The 17,288-nt window shown below is 48.6% G+C and carries 17 protein-coding genes and 1 riboswitch; of the genes, 1 reads left to right on the top strand and 16 read right to left on the bottom strand.

The features are described from left to right. The 8 genes from def to RUW00_RS01875 form a co-directional block, all read right to left on the bottom strand. The gene (gene def / locus RUW00_RS01910; RefSeq protein WP_095271945.1) at positions 1-483 is read right to left on the bottom strand and encodes a peptide deformylase; all 483 of its coding nucleotides are present in this window, start codon (positions 481-483) and stop codon (positions 1-3) included. 24 nt (positions 484-507) lie between these two features. After that, entirely contained in the window at positions 508-2,919 is a 2,412-nt protein-coding gene (gene priA / locus RUW00_RS01905) for a primosomal protein N' (protein WP_061862181.1), read from the bottom strand. Then, entirely contained in the window at positions 2,916-4,136 is a 1,221-nt protein-coding gene (gene coaBC, locus RUW00_RS01900; RefSeq protein WP_003154345.1) for a bifunctional phosphopantothenoylcysteine decarboxylase/phosphopantothenate--cysteine ligase CoaBC, read from the bottom strand. Before coaBC ends, priA begins: the two co-directional genes overlap by 4 nt. A gap of 90 nt (positions 4,137-4,226) precedes the next feature. Continuing rightward, positions 4,227-4,430, bottom strand: coding sequence for a DNA-directed RNA polymerase subunit omega (rpoZ, locus tag RUW00_RS01895; RefSeq protein WP_003154346.1), 204 nt, complete (start codon positions 4,428-4,430; stop codon positions 4,227-4,229). A 3-nt stretch (positions 4,431-4,433) separates the two neighbouring features. Next, on the bottom strand, positions 4,434-5,048 hold the full coding sequence (gene gmk, locus RUW00_RS01890) for a guanylate kinase (protein WP_003154347.1): 615 nt from the start codon (positions 5,046-5,048) through the stop codon (positions 4,434-4,436). A gap of 7 nt (positions 5,049-5,055) precedes the next feature. Next, positions 5,056-5,325 carry an extracellular matrix/biofilm regulator RemA gene (gene remA, locus RUW00_RS01885; protein WP_003154355.1) on the bottom strand — a complete coding sequence of 90 codons (270 nt, stop codon included), beginning with the start codon at positions 5,323-5,325 and terminating at the stop codon, positions 5,056-5,058. A 76-nt stretch (positions 5,326-5,401) separates the two neighbouring features. Further along, the gene (locus tag RUW00_RS01880) at positions 5,402-6,277 is read right to left on the bottom strand and encodes a YicC/YloC family endoribonuclease (RefSeq protein ID WP_014417740.1); all 876 of its coding nucleotides are present in this window, start codon (positions 6,275-6,277) and stop codon (positions 5,402-5,404) included. A gap of 81 nt (positions 6,278-6,358) precedes the next feature. Next, the gene (locus tag RUW00_RS01875) at positions 6,359-9,031 is read right to left on the bottom strand and encodes a calcium-translocating P-type ATPase, SERCA-type (RefSeq protein ID WP_061862180.1); all 2,673 of its coding nucleotides are present in this window, start codon (positions 9,029-9,031) and stop codon (positions 6,359-6,361) included. Between the two features lie 119 nt (positions 9,032-9,150). Here RUW00_RS01875 and RUW00_RS01870 point away from each other — a divergent pair, with 119 nt between their 5' ends. Next, the gene (locus RUW00_RS01870; protein ID WP_095272133.1) at positions 9,151-10,857 is read left to right on the top strand and encodes an Rqc2 family fibronectin-binding protein; all 1,707 of its coding nucleotides are present in this window, start codon (positions 9,151-9,153) and stop codon (positions 10,855-10,857) included. 81 nt (positions 10,858-10,938) lie between these two features. Here the strand turns inward: RUW00_RS01870 and RUW00_RS01865 are convergent, their stop codons facing one another. The 8 genes from RUW00_RS01865 to RUW00_RS01830 form a co-directional block, all read right to left on the bottom strand. Continuing rightward, on the bottom strand, positions 10,939-11,187 hold the full coding sequence (locus RUW00_RS01865; RefSeq protein ID WP_017417756.1) for a hypothetical protein: 249 nt from the start codon (positions 11,185-11,187) through the stop codon (positions 10,939-10,941). A gap of 93 nt (positions 11,188-11,280) precedes the next feature. Beyond that, positions 11,281-11,769 carry a precorrin-2 dehydrogenase/sirohydrochlorin ferrochelatase family protein gene (locus RUW00_RS01860; RefSeq protein ID WP_095271941.1) on the bottom strand — a complete coding sequence of 163 codons (489 nt, stop codon included), beginning with the start codon at positions 11,767-11,769 and terminating at the stop codon, positions 11,281-11,283. Then, on the bottom strand, positions 11,750-12,535 hold the full coding sequence (locus tag RUW00_RS01855; RefSeq protein ID WP_280145086.1) for a sirohydrochlorin chelatase: 786 nt from the start codon (positions 12,533-12,535) through the stop codon (positions 11,750-11,752). Before RUW00_RS01855 ends, RUW00_RS01860 begins: the two co-directional genes overlap by 20 nt. After that, on the bottom strand, positions 12,536-13,309 hold the full coding sequence (gene cobA / locus RUW00_RS01850; RefSeq protein ID WP_007409740.1) for a uroporphyrinogen-III C-methyltransferase: 774 nt from the start codon (positions 13,307-13,309) through the stop codon (positions 12,536-12,538). A 124-nt stretch (positions 13,310-13,433) separates the two neighbouring features. Next, the gene (gene cysC / locus RUW00_RS01845; protein WP_007611313.1) at positions 13,434-14,027 is read right to left on the bottom strand and encodes an adenylyl-sulfate kinase; all 594 of its coding nucleotides are present in this window, start codon (positions 14,025-14,027) and stop codon (positions 13,434-13,436) included. Positions 14,028-14,040: 13 nt separating this feature from the next. After that, a complete protein-coding gene (gene sat / locus RUW00_RS01840; RefSeq protein WP_039063057.1) occupies positions 14,041-15,189 on the bottom strand; it encodes a sulfate adenylyltransferase in 1,149 nt (382 codons plus the stop codon). 48 nt (positions 15,190-15,237) lie between these two features. After that, positions 15,238-16,302 carry a sulfate permease gene (locus tag RUW00_RS01835; protein WP_315956447.1) on the bottom strand — a complete coding sequence of 355 codons (1,065 nt, stop codon included), beginning with the start codon at positions 16,300-16,302 and terminating at the stop codon, positions 15,238-15,240. A gap of 12 nt (positions 16,303-16,314) precedes the next feature. Then, positions 16,315-17,016, bottom strand: a complete 702-nt coding sequence (locus RUW00_RS01830) for a phosphoadenylyl-sulfate reductase (protein WP_003154369.1) — start codon at positions 17,014-17,016, stop codon at positions 16,315-16,317. 127 nt (positions 17,017-17,143) lie between these two features. Next, positions 17,144-17,248, bottom strand: a riboswitch (SAM riboswitch). Positions 17,249-17,288: the final 40 nt, after the last annotated feature.

Here is a 17,288-nt window from a genome sequence, read left to right as displayed (position 1 = left end):
TCATCCTTCCATTTCTGCCAGTTCTTCTTCAGTGTAGTAAGCCGTAATTTTTGATGTGAATAAAATGCCGTCTAAATGATCCATTTCATGCTGAACGGCTCTGGCCAAAAAACCCTCCGCTTCTAAAATAAACGGTTTTCCTTTACGGTCGTGGGCTTTTACCTTTACGTAATCCGGGCGGGTGACATCGCCGTAAACCCCGGGAAAGCTTAAGCAGCCCTCGACTCCGGTCTGTTCACCGCTCTTTTCAAGAATAACCGGATTTATAAGGTCGATCCGGCCGCTTTCTTCACCGATGTCCACGACGGCCGCTCTTTTTAAAATGCCGATTTGCGGCGCGGCGAGGCCGACGCCATCCATTTCGAGCATCGTATCGTACATATCGTCAAGCAGTTTTTTTAATTTTTTATCAAACACTGTCACTTCATCGGCAGGTGTTTCCAGAACCTCCGCCGGGTGTGTGACGATTTTTTTCACAGCCAAAATTTTGCCCTCCAAAAACTAATGTTACATCAGCATGTACGGATTCATATCGATTGAAATCATTACATGCTTTTGCGCAATGTCGCGTTTATAGTGCTCCAGTATCTTTTTCAACTGAATCTGCAACTCGTTTTCCTGTCTGTATTTTATCACGCATTGATAGCGATATCTATCTTTGATCCTGGCGATCGGGGAAGCCGCCGGCCCGAGAATTTTCGTGTCAGGCCCGCATCCCGCTCTTAAATAGTTTGTAATCTTTTCTGCGGTGACCGCGGCTTTTGCCGCCTCTTCATGAGAAACAGTCACCAGCGCCACGTAATAATAAGGCGGGTATGACTGGGCCCTTCTGTGCGCCATTTCCTGCTGAAAAAAAGTTTCATAGTCGTGCGTTTTCGTCAGCTGAATGCTGTAATGAGACGGTGTATACGTTTGAATGACCACCGTTCCCGGCTTTTCATGCCGCCCGGCCCGTCCGCTTACCTGCGTCAGCAGCTGGAATGTCTTCTCCGCAGCCCTGAAATCAGGGATGTGAAGCGTCGTATCTGCGCTTAATACTCCGACGAGCGTCACGTTCGGAAAATCAAGCCCTTTTGCGATCATTTGCGTACCGAGCAGGATATCCGCCTTCCCTTCACCGAACGCTGACAACAGTTTTTCATGGGCGCCTTTTCTTGAAGTGGTGTCCACATCCATCCTGATCACGCGCGCCTGAGGCAGCACTTTGGTAAGCTCCTCCTCCACACGCTGCGTGCCCGTGCCGAAAAAGCGGATATGTTCGCTGCCGCATTCCGGGCATGTTCCCGGGACAGGTTCCTCATGGCCGCAGTAATGGCATTTCAGCCTTTGTCCGTAGCGGTGATAAGTCATTGAAATGTCGCAATGCGGACATTGCGGCACATAACCGCAGTCCCGGCACATCACAAACGAGGAATACCCCCGTTTATTCAGGAAAAGGACAGCCTGCTCTTTTTTTGCAAGCTTCTCTTCCAGCTGTTCCATCAGCTCTCTTGAAAACATTGATCTGTTGCCGTTTCTCAGTTCTTCTCTCATATCAACGAGAGAAACGTCAGGCATGAGCTGGCGATTTACGCGATGTTTTAACGGTAGCAGCTCATAAACGCCTTTTTTCGCCCGCGCAAATGATTCCAATGTCGGGGTGGCGCTCCCGAGGACGACCGGACAGCTGTGATGCTCGGCCCGGCGGATGGCTACGTCCTTTGCATGATACCGCGGCATTTCCTCCTGCTTATAGGAAGATTCGTGTTCTTCATCAATAATGATCATGCCGAGATTTTCAAACGGGGCAAAGATGGCCGATCTGGCTCCGACGACAAGCCGGACTTCCTTGCGCTGAATCTTCCGCCATTCATCGTATTTTTCACCTGTGGATAATCCGCTGTGCATGACCGCAACCTGTGAGCCGAAGCGGCCTTTAAAACGGTTGACCATTTGCGGTGTCAACGAGATTTCCGGAACGAGCACGATGGCTTCTTGTCCTTTTGCCAGCACTTTTTCAATGGATTGCAGGTAAATTTCCGTTTTGCCGCTTCCCGTGACGCCGTGAAGCAGAAAGACGTGATGCACATGGTCGGCTACAGCTTGTTTAATCGGCTCAAAAGCGGCCCGCTGCTCTTCTGTAAGAGAGAGCGGCTCTGTTTTTTTGAACATTCTGTCCTGATAAGGATCGCGGTAAACCTCCTCAAAGCTTTCCGTAAGAAGCCCCTTTTTAAGAAGCGTTTTCAATGTCGCTGAACTGGAATCGGTCTTTTTGCAAAGCTCGGCCGCGGAAATCTTTGCTCCCCCGCCGATAAAATAAGTAAGCACGGCGAGCTGTTTAGAAGCCTGTTTTGTCAATGAACCTGCGTGCCGGGCGAGTTCTTCTTTGTCTGCCCCCGCTTCGATCATGCGGATCATTTTTTTATTCGTTTTTTGGGCGACTTTATATGTGACATCAATGCTTCCTTTGCGCACGAATTTCTGAAGTGACGAAAGAATGCTTTCATCGGTAATATCCGAGTACAGAAGACTTTTTTGATTCCTGAAAAGCTGTTTGATGTCCGGTGTCAGCGCTTCTTCGTCAACGACTTTCAGCTCTTTCTCGTACTTCGCCTTCAGTGCGGCGGGCAGCATTGCCTGAAGCGCCGTAATTTTAAACGACAGCGTTTTGTCAGAAAGCCATGAAGACAGCTGCATCAGTTCCTCAGTCAGAACGGGCGTCAAATCAAGAAGCTTCTCGACTTCCTTCATTGAGCCGCCGTTTAATTCAGACGAATCTTTCAAACCGGTCACAAATCCTTGAAGCTTGCGCGGGCCAAACGGGACAATCACCCGCATGCCGACTTCGATCATCCCTTTTAAATGATCGGGAATTTTGTAATCAAAGGGTCTGTCAATGTTTTTGGAGCTGACATCGACAATGACTTCTGCTACATTCATACCGGTTTTCGGTCCTCGGCTTTCAAAGCGGTCATTTCCTTCAGCATTTCAAAGGAAACGTCAAGTTTAGACATAAGCGCAAGCTCCCGTTTTCTTCCGTCCCGGAAATAGAAGGTGACGACATTCGTATCCGTGCCAAATCCGGCTCCTTCCGCTTTCACATCATTTGCAACGATCATATCAAGGTTTTTCTGTTCGAGTTTTCTGCGCGCATAGCGTTCGACGTCTTGCGTTTCAGCCGCAAATCCGACCAGCAGCTGGTGTGTTTTCCGTTCGCCGAGTTCTTTCAGTATGTCTGCCGTACGGTTGAATTCGATCACGAGCGAACCGTCTTTCTTCTTCATTTTGTGATCAGAAACAGCCGCCGGCGTAAAATCGGCCACGGCCGCCGTCTTAATCACCATGTCGCATGAATCAAACACAGAAAGCACGGCTTCTCTCATATCGGCTGCCGATTGCACAGGAAGAAACTGATACAGCCCGACTGGCGGCTCTATTGACACCGGGCCGGAAATCAGCGTCACCCGCGCCCCGAGACGGACGGCGGCTTCAGCAGCGGCGTAGCCCATTTTGCCGGTGGATTTATTTGTGAAGAAGCGGACAGGGTCCACGGCTTCGCGCGTCGGACCGGCCGTAATGACAATATGTTTTCCTTTCAGCGGCGCATCGTCTTCAGGCTCCTTAAAATGCTCTCTGACACGCTCAACAATAAGCTCCGGCTCCTCCAGCCTTCCTTTGCCGACATATCCGCATGCCAAATAGCCTTCACTCGGCTCGATAAAGCGGACCCCGTCCTGATAAAGCACAGAGATATTCCGTTTCACCGCCGGATGATCATACATATGGACATTCATCGCAGGCGCCACCCAGACCGGGGCCTCAGCCGCCAGCACCGTCGTTGTGAGCATATCGTCAGCAATTCCGTTGGCAAGCTTGCCGATGATATTTGCCGTAGCGGGCGCGACAATAATTAAATCCGCCCAGTCAGCGGCATCAATATGAGAAATCACCTTCGGATTTTGTTCATTAAATGTATCTGTATACACTTCATTCCGGCTCAGCGCCTGAAATGTCAGCGGAGAAACAAACTCACGCGCGGACTCAGTCATAATCACTTTGACATTTGCGCCGGCCTGAACCAGCTTGCTCGTGAGTGCGGAAGCTTTATAAACGGCAATTCCTCCGCTTACGCATAGCAGAATGTTTCGGTTTTTCATGAAGTCTTCTCCCCTTTATGAAAGCATTGGACAAATCCCAAACGGAAAAAAATAACAACCTATGTAGAGATAGGTTGCTACGTGTGCTTGTTATTCGCTGTCTTCTCTTTCAAACGAAAGCAGGCCCGCGTCAATTTCTTCTAAAGCTTTGCCTACATATTTGTGAGAAATGGTATGTTCAATCTGCTGGTCTTTTTTGATCTGCATTTCACGCGCGCGTCTTGCAGACACGGTCACCAGCGTATATTTAGAATCTAATTTATTCATTAAAGAGTCAATTGACGGATCTAACATAAGTTATTCTACCTCCAGCATTTTCTTATATCTCGGAGCGACGCGTTCACGTTTTAAGTGCTCGGCGAGAACGATTGCGTTAATCTTATCGCAAGCCGTTTGGATATCGTCGTTTTCAACGACATAATCATACGCGTCCATCATTTCGATTTCAGCTTTTGCGGCATTCATTCTGTTTTCGATTAAATCGTCGGTTTCAGTCCCTCTTGTCACGATTCTGTTTTTCAGTTCAGAAAGACTCGGCGGCGCTAAGAAGATAAACAGGCCTTCCGGAAATGCATTCCGCACTTGGAGCGCGCCCTGCACTTCAATCTCTAAGAAGACGTCTTTTCCTTCTTGAAGCGTCTGTTCGACATAATCAACGGGCGTTCCGTAATAGTTGCCGACATATTCCGCCCACTCAAGCAGTTTGTTGTTTTCAATCATGCGTTCGAATTCATCTCTTGATTTAAAGAAATAATCGACGCCGTCGACCTCGCCCTCTCTCGGGTTTCTCGTCGTGACTGAAATTGAGTATTCAAATTTCGTGTCCTGTTGTGAAAATATTGCTTGCCGAACCGTTCCTTTTCCAACTCCGGAGGGACCTGAGAGAACGATTAATAACCCTCTTTCTTTCATGCGGCAATTACCCCTGCCCTTCATCCATAATTTCTTCTTTCACAGAAAGTCTGTGTGCAACTGTCTCAGGCTGGACGGCAGATAAGATAATGTGATCACTATCCATGACGACAACTGCACGGGTTCTTCGTCCGTATGTAGCGTCTATTAGCATTCCGCGGTCTCTTGCATCCTGGATCATTCGCTTTATTGGCGCAGACTCCGGGCTGACAATCGAAATCATCCGATTGGCGGAGATGATATTGCCAAATCCGATATTAATCAGTTTAATCGTCATCTTCTACGTTCCCCCTGTAAAATAGACGTCTCTAGTGTAACCTGAAGAGACCGTCTGTAAACAATACGCACAGTCGCTATTCTATATTTTGCACTTGTTCCTTCAATTTTTCAATAGAACTTTTCATTTCAACGACAAGCTTTGTGATTTGATGATCATTGGCTTTTGAGCCGATCGTGTTCGCTTCCCGGTTAAGCTCCTGAACAAGGAAATCAAGTTTGCGGCCGACTGCCCCGCCTTCTTTTAATATATCACGGAATTGAACAAAATGGCTCTTCAATCTGGTAATTTCTTCCGTAATATCAGAACGGTCGGCGAAAATGGCGCATTCCGTGATCAGCCTGCTTTCGTCGAGTGCGTCCTCCGTCCATTCCTTCATTCGGGCGTAAAGACGCTCGCGGTATTGAATAACAACGGCCGAAGCGCGCTCTTTCACCTGTTCGGACAGCGTCTCAAGCCGCTCAATGTGCAGAAAGCAGTCTTCCGCCAAAAGCCGTCCTTCTTTTTCCCTCATGTCACAAAGTTCCTTTACAGCCAGCTCAGCGGCTTCCCTGATGACTTCTTCAAGCTTGTCATCACGCATCTGTTCTTCGTGTATCTGCGCAATATGTTCAAATTTAAAGAAATCCATTGCATCGGGTTCTGCGGCCAGGCTGTAGCGCTCTTTCATGACGCGTGCGGCGCTCACATATTCATCAAGGAGCTCCCAATCGATGTTCAGGCTTCTTTTTATGAGCGCGTCACTGTTTACAGTGAGAAACAGCTCTACTCTTCCGCGCTGTATATGCTGCAATATCGTTTGTTTCAGCTTATCCTCTACATATAGCAAAGGCCGTGGCAGGCGGGCGTTCACTTCTTTGAACCGGTAATTGACGGATTTCAATTCAACGGTTGCCGAGAGATCGCCTTTTGTGCTGCTTGCGCTGCCGAAGCCTGTCATACTCCGTATCATATGAAACACCCAATTCTTTCCCGTTATCAAAATAAAAGGGCAATAGACATGCTATTACCCCTAAGATTATATCATATGGAATTATTTTTTTCTTGTCAAAAGTGAACCCGCCAGCAAAAAAGTAGGTATGCCCGACATACCGATAATCAGCATCCAATCGCCCGGCGTAATCGGCACTGTTTTGAAAATCGGCTGCAGCGGCGGATAATAGATGACGATGACCATCAGGAAGATAGAAGAAATGATGGCGCCGAGCAGATAGATATTTTCAAACGGATTCCGGGAGAAAACAGACGTTTCGCTCCGGCAGTCAAACACGTGTATAAGCTGAGCTAGGACAAGAGTCGCGAATGCAACGGTCTGTGCGTAAGGCAGATTTTCAGGATTGCGGTGATAGACGATGATAAACGCTAAAATGGTTGCGGCACCGATTAAAAACCCTCTTGATACGACTTTCCAGCCCAGTTTTCTCGCAAACACTCCTTCTTTCGGATGCCGCGGCTTCCGCCTCATCAGATCTCCTTCCGGCTGATCCATACCGAGGGCCATCGCCGGCAGCCCGTCAGTGACTAAGTTCACCCACAATATCTGAATCGGAACGAGCGGCAGCGGCAGAGCGAGAAGCATCGCAAACAGCATCACTAAAATTTCACCGACGTTGGAGGCGAGCAAATACCGGACGAATTTTCTTATATTTTCATAGATATTCCGTCCCTCTTTTATGGCTGATTTAATCGTAGCAAAGTTATCATCTACCAGAATGAGAGAAGAGGCTTCCTTTGCCACATCCGTTCCCGTCACGCCCATGGCAACGCCGATATCTGCCTGCTTTATGGCCGGCGCGTCATTAACCCCGTCTCCCGTCATGGCGACGACGTGTCCGTTTTCCTGGAACGCTTTGACGATTTTCAATTTATGTTCAGGCGACACGCGTGCGAAGACGTAGACATCATCGACCGTTTCGATAAGTTCTTTCTCCGTAAGCTCATTCAGCGTCTTGCCGTCCATCACACGCCCCTTTTTCGGAAGAAGACGCAAATCTTTTGCAATGGCCTTTGCCGTTTCGACGTGATCCCCTGTGATCATAACCGTTTTAATGCCGGCTTCACGGCATTCTTTAATCGCCTGTCTGACCTCCGGACGGGGCGGATCAATCATGCCTGACAAGCCGAGCATCGTCAGATTTTTTTCCGCCTGCTCCATTGTCGGCTTTTCTCCGGGCTTAAGCGGTTTATAAGCAATCGCGATCGTACGCAAAGCTTGCGACGCCAGCTCTTTCAGAACCGCTTCCGTTTCTGCTTTCTTTTCTCCTGAAAATGGCGCGCTTCTTGCGTCGTACATCAGATGTGACGAGCGGTCAATCAGCACATCGGGCGCTCCTTTAGTGATGACGAACTGCTTTTTTTCCTTATCCTCTACAATGACGGTCATCATTTTGCGGACGGAGTCAAACGGAAACTCGGCAACCACGCGGTATTGCCCGCTGAGCCAATCGTTTGAATAGCCGCCCTTTCTTGCAGCCGTCAGCAGTGCTCCTTCTGTCGGATCGCCGTCGAGTACATAATGGCCGTCTTTCAGTGCGATTTCGGATGTGTTGCACAACGCGCCGAAAACCAGCATCTGTTCAAGAATCTTCTCATCTTTCAGCTTGATTTCCCGCTCATCTCGGGTGAAAACGCCCTCCGGCTCATAGCCGATGCCTGACACTTTAAATGTTTTTCCCCCTGACCACATATGGGTGACGGTCATTTTGTTTTGTGTCAGCGTGCCGGTTTTATCAGAACAAATGACAGAGGCGCAGCCCAATGTTTCAACCGCCGGGAGCTTTCTGACAATTGATTTTTGTTTGATCATGCGCTGGACGCCGATTGATAATGCCACCGTAACAATGGCGGGAAGCCCTTCCGGAATCGCGGCGACGGCCAATGACACCCCGGCCAAAAACATGCTGTAAAGCTCATGTCCCTGTAAGACGCCGACTGCAACGACCAATACCGTTAAAAGGAGCGCGACGATAATTAAAATTTTGCCGAGCTCTTCAAGTCTTCGCTGCAGCGGTGTTGAAAGGCTGCCGGCGGATTCCAGCATATCGGCGATTTTCCCCATTGCCGTATTCATTCCTGTACCGACGACGACGCCGACACCGCTGCCGCGCGTTACGATCGTACCCATAAACGCCATATTGCTGATGTCGCCTAACGAAACATCCGGCTTTCTCAGTTTATCAGCTTGTTTAACCACCGGAATTGATTCCCCGGTCAGCGCCGATTCCTCAATTTCAAGGCTTTTCGCTTCAACGATCCGCACATCCGCGCCAATCCGGTCGCCGCTTGAAAATTTCATGATATCGCCGGGAACGAGCTCCTTGGACTGAATTTTCTTCCAGCTCCCGTCCCGCAACGCTGACACATACGGCGTTGACAGCTCTTTTAATGCGTGTAAAGACTTTTCCGCACGCCGCTCTTGAAAAAAACCGAGAACCCCATTGACAAATACAATCGCCATAATCGCTACGGCATCTACATATTCGCCTAAAAACCCGGATATTAAGGTTGCCGCCAGCAGCACGAGCACCATAAAATCTTTAAATTGGGCGAAAAACACGGCGATCGCCGGTGTCCTCTTGCCCTCCTGAAGCTCGTTCGGTCCGTGCTTTTCAAGGCGTTTTTTCACCTCTTTTTCGGTCAACCCCTGTTTAATGGACGTATTTGTTGCTTTCAGCAAATCGGTTTGTCCCATTTCATGAAACTTCATTCTTCTCGTCCACTCCCCTGCCTCGCTTTAGAGATGTCACTCTGTAAACAAGCTTATTCTGACTCGTCCCTTTTCATGCTATAATTATCGAATGCAGGAAGAAGGAAAGGGTGTTTTATATGTCTTTTGATGGCATGTTTACATACGGAATGACACATGAATTAAACAGCCGGATTGCCGGAGGCCGGATCACGAGAGTCCATCAGCCTTTTAAGCACGATGTGATATTCCATATCCGCGCTAACGGAAAAAACCATAAATTATTATTATCGGCGCATCCGAGCTATTCACGGGTGCACATGACGAATCAGGCCTATGAAAATCCGAGCGAGCCGCCGATGTTTTGTACGCTGCTCAGAAAGCATATAGAAGGCGGATTTATTGAGAAAATAGAACAGGCCGGATTAGACCGGATTATGATATTCCGCATAAAAAGCAGAAATGAAATCGGCGACGAAACCGTCAGAATGCTGTATGTTGAAATTATGGGGCGGCACAGCAATATTATCCTGACTGACGGAGAAGGAGCCATCATCGACGGGCTGAAACATTTATCTCCGTCGATGAACAGCTACCGGACCGTTCTGCCGGGCTATGATTACAAGCTTCCTCCCGCTCAGGAAAAAATTTCGCCGCTCGCCGCGGACGAAGAAGACGTTTTGCGTTATCTCAGTTTTCAGGAAGGACGGCTTGACCAGCAGATCGTCAGACATTTCTCCGGTGTTTCTCCGCTGTTTGCAAAAGAAGCCGTTCACAGAGCGGGTCTCGCTAACAAAATAACGCTGCCGAAGACGCTGATTGAAATGTTCCATGCCGTGAAAGATTGCAGGTTTACACCGAACATTACGACAGCCGGCGGAAAGGAATACTTTTATCTCCTGTCTCTCACACATGTAAACGGAGAGGAGCGCACCTTTCACTCTCTGAGTGAGCTGTTGGACCGGTTTTATTTCGGCAAGGCGGAACGCGACCGCGTCAAACAGCAGGCTCAGGATCTCGAGCGGTTTGTCGCAAATGAACGGAAAAAGAACGCCAATAAGATAAAAAAGCTGGAAAAGACGCTCGACTACTCAGAAAATGCGAAGGAATTCCAGCTATACGGCGAACTGCTGACGGCGAATTTATATATGCTGAAAAAAGGTGACAAAGAAGCGGAAGTCATCAATTATTATGATGAAGAAAGTAAGACGGTGACCATCCCTTTAAATCCGAACAAAACACCGTCAGAAAACGCGCAGATGTATTTTACAAAGTATCAAAAGGCGAAGAATTCCGTCGAGGTGGTAAAAGAACAGATCCGTCTGGCCGAGGAGGAAATCGCTTATTTCGATCAGCTGATCCAGCAGCTCTCCTCCGCCTCCACAAAGGATATTCACGAAATAAGGGAAGAGCTTGTGGAAGGCAAATATCTGCGACCGAAACAGCAGCGAGGACAGAAAAAGCAGAAGCAGCACGTTCCTGTTTTGGAGCAATATGAATCTTCACGGGGATTGACGATTCTTGTCGGCAAAAACAATAAACAAAATGAGTACTTAACGACAAAAGCTGCCGCAAGGGATGATTTATGGTTCCACACGAAAGACATTCCCGGTTCCCACGTTGTGATTAAAAGCAGCGATCCGGATGAACAATCCATACTGGAGGCGGCTGCGATCGCCGCTTATTTTTCCAAGGCGAAAGATTCCGGCTCCGTTCCCGTTGATTATACAAAAATCAGACACGTGAAAAAGCCAAACGGCGCAAAGCCCGGATTTGTCACCTATGACAGCCAGCATACCGTATTTGTCACACCTGATGCCGACCTTGTCATACGGCTGAAAAAATAAACGCACCTCCAAGCTGAAACCCGCACTCAGCTTGGAGGTGTTTTTTATTACTTATAAACGGAGACGAAACTCTCCCAGCCGTCAGAACCGATCTTTACAGTATCTGATCAGTTTCCCGTCATGTCTGCCTGATCCGCCGGGGCCGTCTCTGATTAAAACGGTCACACCTGATTTGGCGGCGGATACTGTCACCTTCCCTCGCCGAACCTGAGCACATCCGGGCGGGTCTCTGACCTTTCCTTTGTATGCGGGCGGAATCCAGGCGGCATCGGGACCAGATAAATATTCCGCGTCACTTCGCAATCCTGACCGCTTGTCGGCATATAACATTCAAACTGCCCGCTTTCGTTTTGAATTGTTCACATTCGGGGACTGTCAGGACAGTATAAAAAATACCCTGCCTGATGACAGACAAGGTGTTTTTTATGGTCTTCTTCTTTTCTCAAATAATCGATCCACTTCTTCAGCCAAATCAGCAGTAATGAGAGGCTCTATGTCCTCAGCCAGTCTTTTCGTATGTGCCGGGCTTGCGCCGCTTGTTGATACGGATACTTGAATGCGCCCTTTGCGGATGATCTTCGGCATATACACGCTGCCCTGTTCAGCATCGCTTACACAATTGACCAGCTGCGTTTCAGAAGCGCTCGCGGCTATCTCCTGATTCACGCTGCGGTCATTTGTCGCGGCAATGATGAAAAAAGCGGGCGCGAGATCCTTCATTTCAATTTTACGGGAAACCCAGCGGATACGTCCATCATCCGCCAGCTGTTTCATTTCAGGCAGGGCATCGGGACTGATTACAGTAATATCCGCGCCTTCCGGAAGCACCGTTTTGAGCCTTCTTAAGGCAACATTGCCTCCGCCCGCGATGATAATTCTTTTTCCGCTTAAATTAATGTGCAGAGGCAGCATACTGTCCCCCCTTAAAATCAAACTGACCGCCGGGGTTTCGAACAGCTTCTGTCACACGGTTCAAAAACGCCTGCTTAATATGCGGGTGAAAACCTAAGTATGAAGCGAGATGAACATTTTGATTGATCGTTTGAAGCTTTTGAACTTCCCGTTCAATCTCAGTCATTAAAAGCCCGGTAAACAAAAGATATGGAACGATAAAAACGGGTGCTCCGTCATCCTCTTCAAGGCCGGCAAACACTTCTTTATAGTGCGGGTCACATGCTGTTAAAAAACAAGGGATGACTTCTTTAACAGGTGTAATCGCCTCAAGTTTTCCGGCAATCTTACTGACTGCGTTTTTAACTGCCGGATCTGTGCTTCCTCTTCCGATCAGCACCACTTTCGCCTGCTCAATGGGCACTCCGGTATCTTCAATGCGATGATGCACCGCTTTTACGACTTCATCGTCCACTCCGATCGGAACACCATATGTCACTTTTATATCGGGATGCAGGGCCGCCGCACGGGCGATTTCAGCCGGAATGTCATGTTTTGCGTGGGCAGCGGTCAACAGCAGCAAAGGCACGGCCGCAATATGAGTGGCGCCTTGTCTGACACATGCTTTAAATCCCGCTTCAATAGACGGTTCCTGCAGTTCTAAAAAACAAATTTCCTGAATGGGAGCGTCAGCGTGCGGCATGCACCCTTTTAAAAACGCCGCCGACTCTGTCTGCGCTTTTTTCAGCCTGCTTCCGTGCCCGATGTATAAAATCGCCTGCTTCATTTACAACGCCTCGCTCAAATCCAGATTTTTCTGTTCAGATGCATACCAGTCCAGTTTGCAGTGATAATTGACGACATCACCGATAACAATTAAGCTCGGGTTTTTGATTTCTTCTTTTATCACTGTGTCTGAAAGCGTGCCGACGGTGCAGACGACAGTTTTTTGCCTGTCCGTCGTTCCCCAATGAATAAAGGCTGCCGGGGTGCCGGCGTCTCTGCCGTTTTCCAGCAGCATTCTTTCAATCTGCCGGATATTTTTAATTCCCATATAAATCACCAGCGTATCAATACCCGTCGCCAGCGCTTTCCATTTTTCTTCAAAGTCGTCTTCTTGTTTATAATGCCCCGTAACGAATGCAACATTGGAGCTCGCCTCTCTGTGCGTCACGGGAATGCCGGCATAAGCAGCAGCCGCGATTCCTGATGTAATGCCGGGAACGATCTCAAACGGAATGGCGTTTTGCGCGAGAGCCTCCGCTTCTTCGCCCCCGCGGCCGAAAACAAACGGGTCGCCCCCCTTTAGCCTTACAACGGTTTTTCCTTTTTTCGCATACTTCACAAGGAAACGGTTGATCGTATCCTGTTTCATAATGTGAAAATCCGGGAGCTTGCCGCAGTAAATCAGATCCGCTTCTTCTCCGGCATACTGTAAAATCTCTTTGCTTACCAATCTGTCATATAATATAACGTCCGCTTTCTGTATGGCTTTCATTGCCTTCACCGTTAATAAGTCCGGATCTCCCGGACCGGCTCCAACGATAAATACTTTCCCCATAGCATGTCTCCCCGATCCGTTTTGAAATCTTCCCAGAACAGCCGCGAGGCCGCACTTCAGCTATTTTACCATATCCCGCCATTAGGGGGGATATCCGGCTGATTGCGCGGCCTTTTTGGACCTATTATGCTAAGCTGTTTTTCACAAAGTCAACCAGTCTTCCCGTGCATTCTTCGCGTTCACATTTGCCTGAATCAAGTACGAGCTCAGGCGCTTTCGGCTCTTCATACGGTGAGTCGATCCCCGTAAAGAACGGAATTTCACCATTTCTTGCTTTTTTATATAAACCTTTCGGATCGCGCTTTTCACATATATCGAGATCGCATTTCACGTAGATTTCATTAAATTCGCCCTCTGCCACAAGCTCTCTCACCTGATCTCTGTCCTCACGGAACGGAGAAATAAACGCCGTGATGACGATGGTTCCCTGCTGAACGAAAAGCTTCGCCACTTCCCCGATGCGGCGTATATTTTCCTTGCGGTCATCATCGGAAAAACCTAAGTCCTTGTTTAAGCCGTGGCGGATGTTATCACCATCAAGCACGATGACTTGATAGCCTTGTTCAAACAGCTCGCGCGCTGCGGCGTTTGCAATCGTGGATTTCCCTGAACCGCTTAAGCCCGTCAGCCAGAGGATAGAGCTTTTATGCTTGTTTTTCTGCTGGTATTCTTCTTTCGTTATTGAGGCTTCATGCCACACGATATCACGATTTGTCACTCTATTTTCCTCCTTAAGAAACGCCTGCTTCTTCTTTCGTTTTCAGCCCTTTAATCAACACCTCAACAACTTCAGGACGGCTGAATTCCGCCGGCGGCATGACGCCGCTCCGCAGCATTTCTCTGACCTTTGTTCCTGACAGAATGACGTGGTCTTCTCTGTCATGCGGGCATGTTTTGGCCGTTCCCATGTTGCCGCATTTCCGGCAGAAGAAGCTGTGCTCGAACTTCATCGGTGTAATCCCGAGTTCATCCGCTGTAAATTGATCAAACAGCTCTTGCGCTTCATATGTGCCGTAGTAATCACCGACGCCGGCATGATCGCGGCCGACGATAAAATGCGTGCAGCCGTAGTTTTTGCGGACAAGCGCGTGGAAAATGGCTTCTCTCGGCCCCGCATACCGCATTGCCGCCAAAAATACGCCGAGGAAAACGCGGTCTTTCGGATAATAATGATCGAGCAGCACCTGGTAGCTTTCCATTCTGACATCCGCCGGAATGTCATCTGATTTTGTTTCACCGACGAGCGGATTCAAAAACAGGCCGTCAACCGTCTCAAGCGCGGTTTTTTGGATATATTCGTGGGCGCGGTGAACCGGATTTCTCGTTTGGAAACCGACGATGGTTTTCCAGCCCTTTTCTTCGAAGCTTCGTCTTGTATCGGCAGGTTCAAATGTAAACTCGGGAAACTGCTTTGACGCTTTTTTAACTAATGTGATCGGCCCGCCGACATACGTATCACCGCGTGAAAATAATTTTTTCACGCCCGGATGCGCGGCATCATCGGTTTTATATACGTGAACGGCTTCTTTTTGTTTATCCGGCGTATAAATATCTTCGATGTCGACGACGCCGTATGTTTCTCCGCCGTAAGTCAGTTTCACCGTGTCGCCGACGGCAAGCTCAGCCGCTTTTTCTGAATCGACCGGAAGCGTGATCGGCAGGGACCAGACAACCCCGGATGCCAGACGCATATTTTCAACGACTGACACGTAATCTTTTTCTGTGAAAAATCCTTCAATCGGGCTGTATCCCCCGATCCCGATCAGCTCTAAATCAGCGAACGAAATCAAATCAAGCTCAATTTCTTTTTGGACGGATGTAAGATCATACTGCTCATTCACCCGATTAATTAATGTTCCTCCGTGCGGTGCTAAACTCATAATACACGATTCCTCCCAGTTAACAGATAAATAAACTCAGATTAATAGTTAAATGCCTCCGCCTTGTTCATGGACAGAGCGTTTCTCTTTTCGGATGGCTTTCATCAGACTGGCGGCTCCGCCAGCTGCCAAAAGCACGCTGGCCATCATAAAGATGGAATAGTAATCTCCTTTTAACAGCAGGGAGACAAGCAAATACGAAATCGACAGTGACAAAAACGGCGAAACGACCCATACTTTGAGCATCGTTTTCACGACTTCTTTATGAAAAACGTTCGGCCCGTTTTTGGCCATTCCGATACCGATAATTGATGATGATGTGACTTGCGCCAATGGGACCGGCAGACCGAAGACGGAACTGATAATGACAAGCCCCGCGCCGGTTCCTGAAAGCAGTATGCCTTCTCCGGCTGAAAATCTCGTAATCTTTTTCCCGTTGGTTTCAAGCACTTTACGTCCTAAAAGCAGAGCGCCGAGAGCGACAAAGATGCCTCCGTACAGCGTTCCTTTGGACACGCTGAGCACGCCCGCAGCAACCAGAGGGCCCACCGCATTTGCGACATTGTTCATTCCGGCTGAAAAAGCTTCCCAAAACCCCGCAATCAGCAGCACAATCCCCAAAATCTTCTGTTTCCGATTCGAAATGACTCGAATATTCAGAGAACTGAATACCTTCGAGACGAGAAACGTGAAACAGAACGCGACAAACGGTACAAGCACCCAAAAACTCACGATGACCAAAAGATGCTGTAAAAACAATATTTTGTACGCGACGCCGACACCGACAATCGCCCCGACAGTGACCTCACTCGTCGACAGCGGAATGCCGAGCACATTCGCCGTGAATAACGATAGCGCCGCCGATCCGATAATAATGCAGACAATGGTGAGCGTAATGGTTTGTTCGGGAATGATTCCGCCGCTGATCGTCTTAACAACTTCACCGCCGCCGATAACTGCCCCTGACAGGACTCCGGCCGCGCAGATGATCAGCGCATACGTTTTCTTTTTAACGGCGCCGGACCCGTAAGCGACTCCCATTGAAGCCGCGGCTCCGCTGGCTCCGATATTCATGGCAAAAAACAGGCAGAATAAAATAGCGGCTAATTCCATCGTGCAGCTCCTTTATTCATGCAGTCCGCATTCTGTTTTCGCCATGCCGTTCCATCTGCCGCTCCGCAAATCTTCCGCGGTAAATGCAGGTGAAGTGCACGGTTCACAGCCGATGCTCGGATACCCCTGATCGTGGAGGATATTGTAATCCAGCTCATGCTTGGAAGTATATCTCCAGATGTCTTTCCATGTCCAATGGATCAGCGGGCATACTTTAATCGATTGAAACTTGTCGTCTTTATTCAGGAAATTCGTATTCGCCCGGCTCGGCCCTTGATCCCGGCGAAGACCGGACAGCCATGCCGGATGCCCCGCGAGCGCTTCTCTTAACGGCAGAATTTTTCTGATGTAGCAGCACTGGTTCGGTTCTCTTTCCCACAGTTTATCTCCGTGAGCCTCGGCCTGTTCTTCAAGAGTAAGGCTTGGCTTTTTCAGGATAATGTTCAGTCCCGGGTAACGCTCTTTCACTTTTTCGATCGTTTCATATGTTTCTTTAAAGTGAAGACCCGTATCGAGAAACACGATTTCCGCGTCTTTCTTTACTTTAGAAATTAAATCGATCAGGACGATGCCTTCAATCCCGAAGCTGCACGCGTAAACAAGCTGGTCTCCGTAGTGGCCGTATGCCCATTTTAAAACGGACAGCGCGCCTTTATAGGAATCGTCTTCCGGAAATGTAATCGCCGGCTCTTCCCATGTGTCATACGTTAGCATTTTTTCTTTCCTCCTCCCGGAGACAATCAAACAGCTGTTGTTTTCTGCCGGTTGTCTTATCCCTCAATCTTTTTTTCATATAAAAAACTTTCAATCCAGCGGAATGAAAGACAGTGACCCGGTATAGCCCTTATCTTCAAAATGCTGTGCATTTTTCTGGATGCGGCACCTTGCAATTCACGCAGGTTGCCGGGCGTCATCGGTCCAGTCCCTCAGCCGCTCTTGATAAGCTTTTTAGATTTGTACTAAATTTTAGCACAATTCTAACAGAA

Origin of the sequence: Bacillus sp. IS1 (genome assembly GCF_032461585.1) — a bacterium.
Taxonomy (GTDB): Bacteria; Bacillota; Bacilli; order Bacillales; family Bacillaceae; genus Bacillus; species Bacillus velezensis.
This window is presented reverse-complemented; position numbering and strand designations above follow the sequence as displayed.

Bases quoted from the DNA above. Each gene is read 5' to 3' on its own strand.
- RUW00_RS01875 (WP_061862180.1), bottom strand. From the start codon at position 9,031: ATGAAGTTTCATGAAATGGGACAAACCGATTTGCTGAAAGCAACAAAT.
- rpoZ (WP_003154346.1), bottom strand. From the start codon at position 4,430: ATGTTAGATCCGTCAATTGACTCTTTAATGAATAAATTAGATTCTAAA.
- RUW00_RS01870 (WP_095272133.1), top strand. From the start codon at position 9,151: ATGTCTTTTGATGGCATGTTTACATACGGAATGACACATGAATTAAAC.
- coaBC (WP_003154345.1), bottom strand. From the start codon at position 4,136: ATGAAAAACCGAAACATTCTGCTATGCGTAAGCGGAGGAATTGCCGTT.
- RUW00_RS01865 (WP_017417756.1), bottom strand. From the start codon at position 11,187: ATGTTATATGCCGACAAGCGGTCAGGATTGCGAAGTGACGCGGAATAT.
- RUW00_RS01860 (WP_095271941.1), bottom strand. From the start codon at position 11,769: ATGCTGCCTCTGCACATTAATTTAAGCGGAAAAAGAATTATCATCGCG.
- sat (WP_039063057.1), bottom strand. From the start codon at position 15,189: ATGAGTTTAGCACCGCACGGAGGAACATTAATTAATCGGGTGAATGAG.
- remA (WP_003154355.1), bottom strand. From the start codon at position 5,325: ATGACGATTAAACTGATTAATATCGGATTTGGCAATATCATCTCCGCC.
- RUW00_RS01855 (WP_280145086.1), bottom strand. From the start codon at position 12,535: ATGAAGCAGGCGATTTTATACATCGGGCACGGAAGCAGGCTGAAAAAA.
- RUW00_RS01830 (WP_003154369.1), bottom strand. From the start codon at position 17,016: ATGCTAACGTATGACACATGGGAAGAGCCGGCGATTACATTTCCGGAA.
- cobA (WP_007409740.1), bottom strand. From the start codon at position 13,309: ATGGGGAAAGTATTTATCGTTGGAGCCGGTCCGGGAGATCCGGACTTA.
- priA (WP_061862181.1), bottom strand. From the start codon at position 2,919: ATGAATGTAGCAGAAGTCATTGTCGATGTCAGCTCCAAAAACATTGAC.
- RUW00_RS01880 (WP_014417740.1), bottom strand. From the start codon at position 6,277: ATGATACGGAGTATGACAGGCTTCGGCAGCGCAAGCAGCACAAAAGGC.
- gmk (WP_003154347.1), bottom strand. From the start codon at position 5,048: ATGAAAGAAAGAGGGTTATTAATCGTTCTCTCAGGTCCCTCCGGAGTT.
- RUW00_RS01835 (WP_315956447.1), bottom strand. From the start codon at position 16,302: ATGGAATTAGCCGCTATTTTATTCTGCCTGTTTTTTGCCATGAATATC.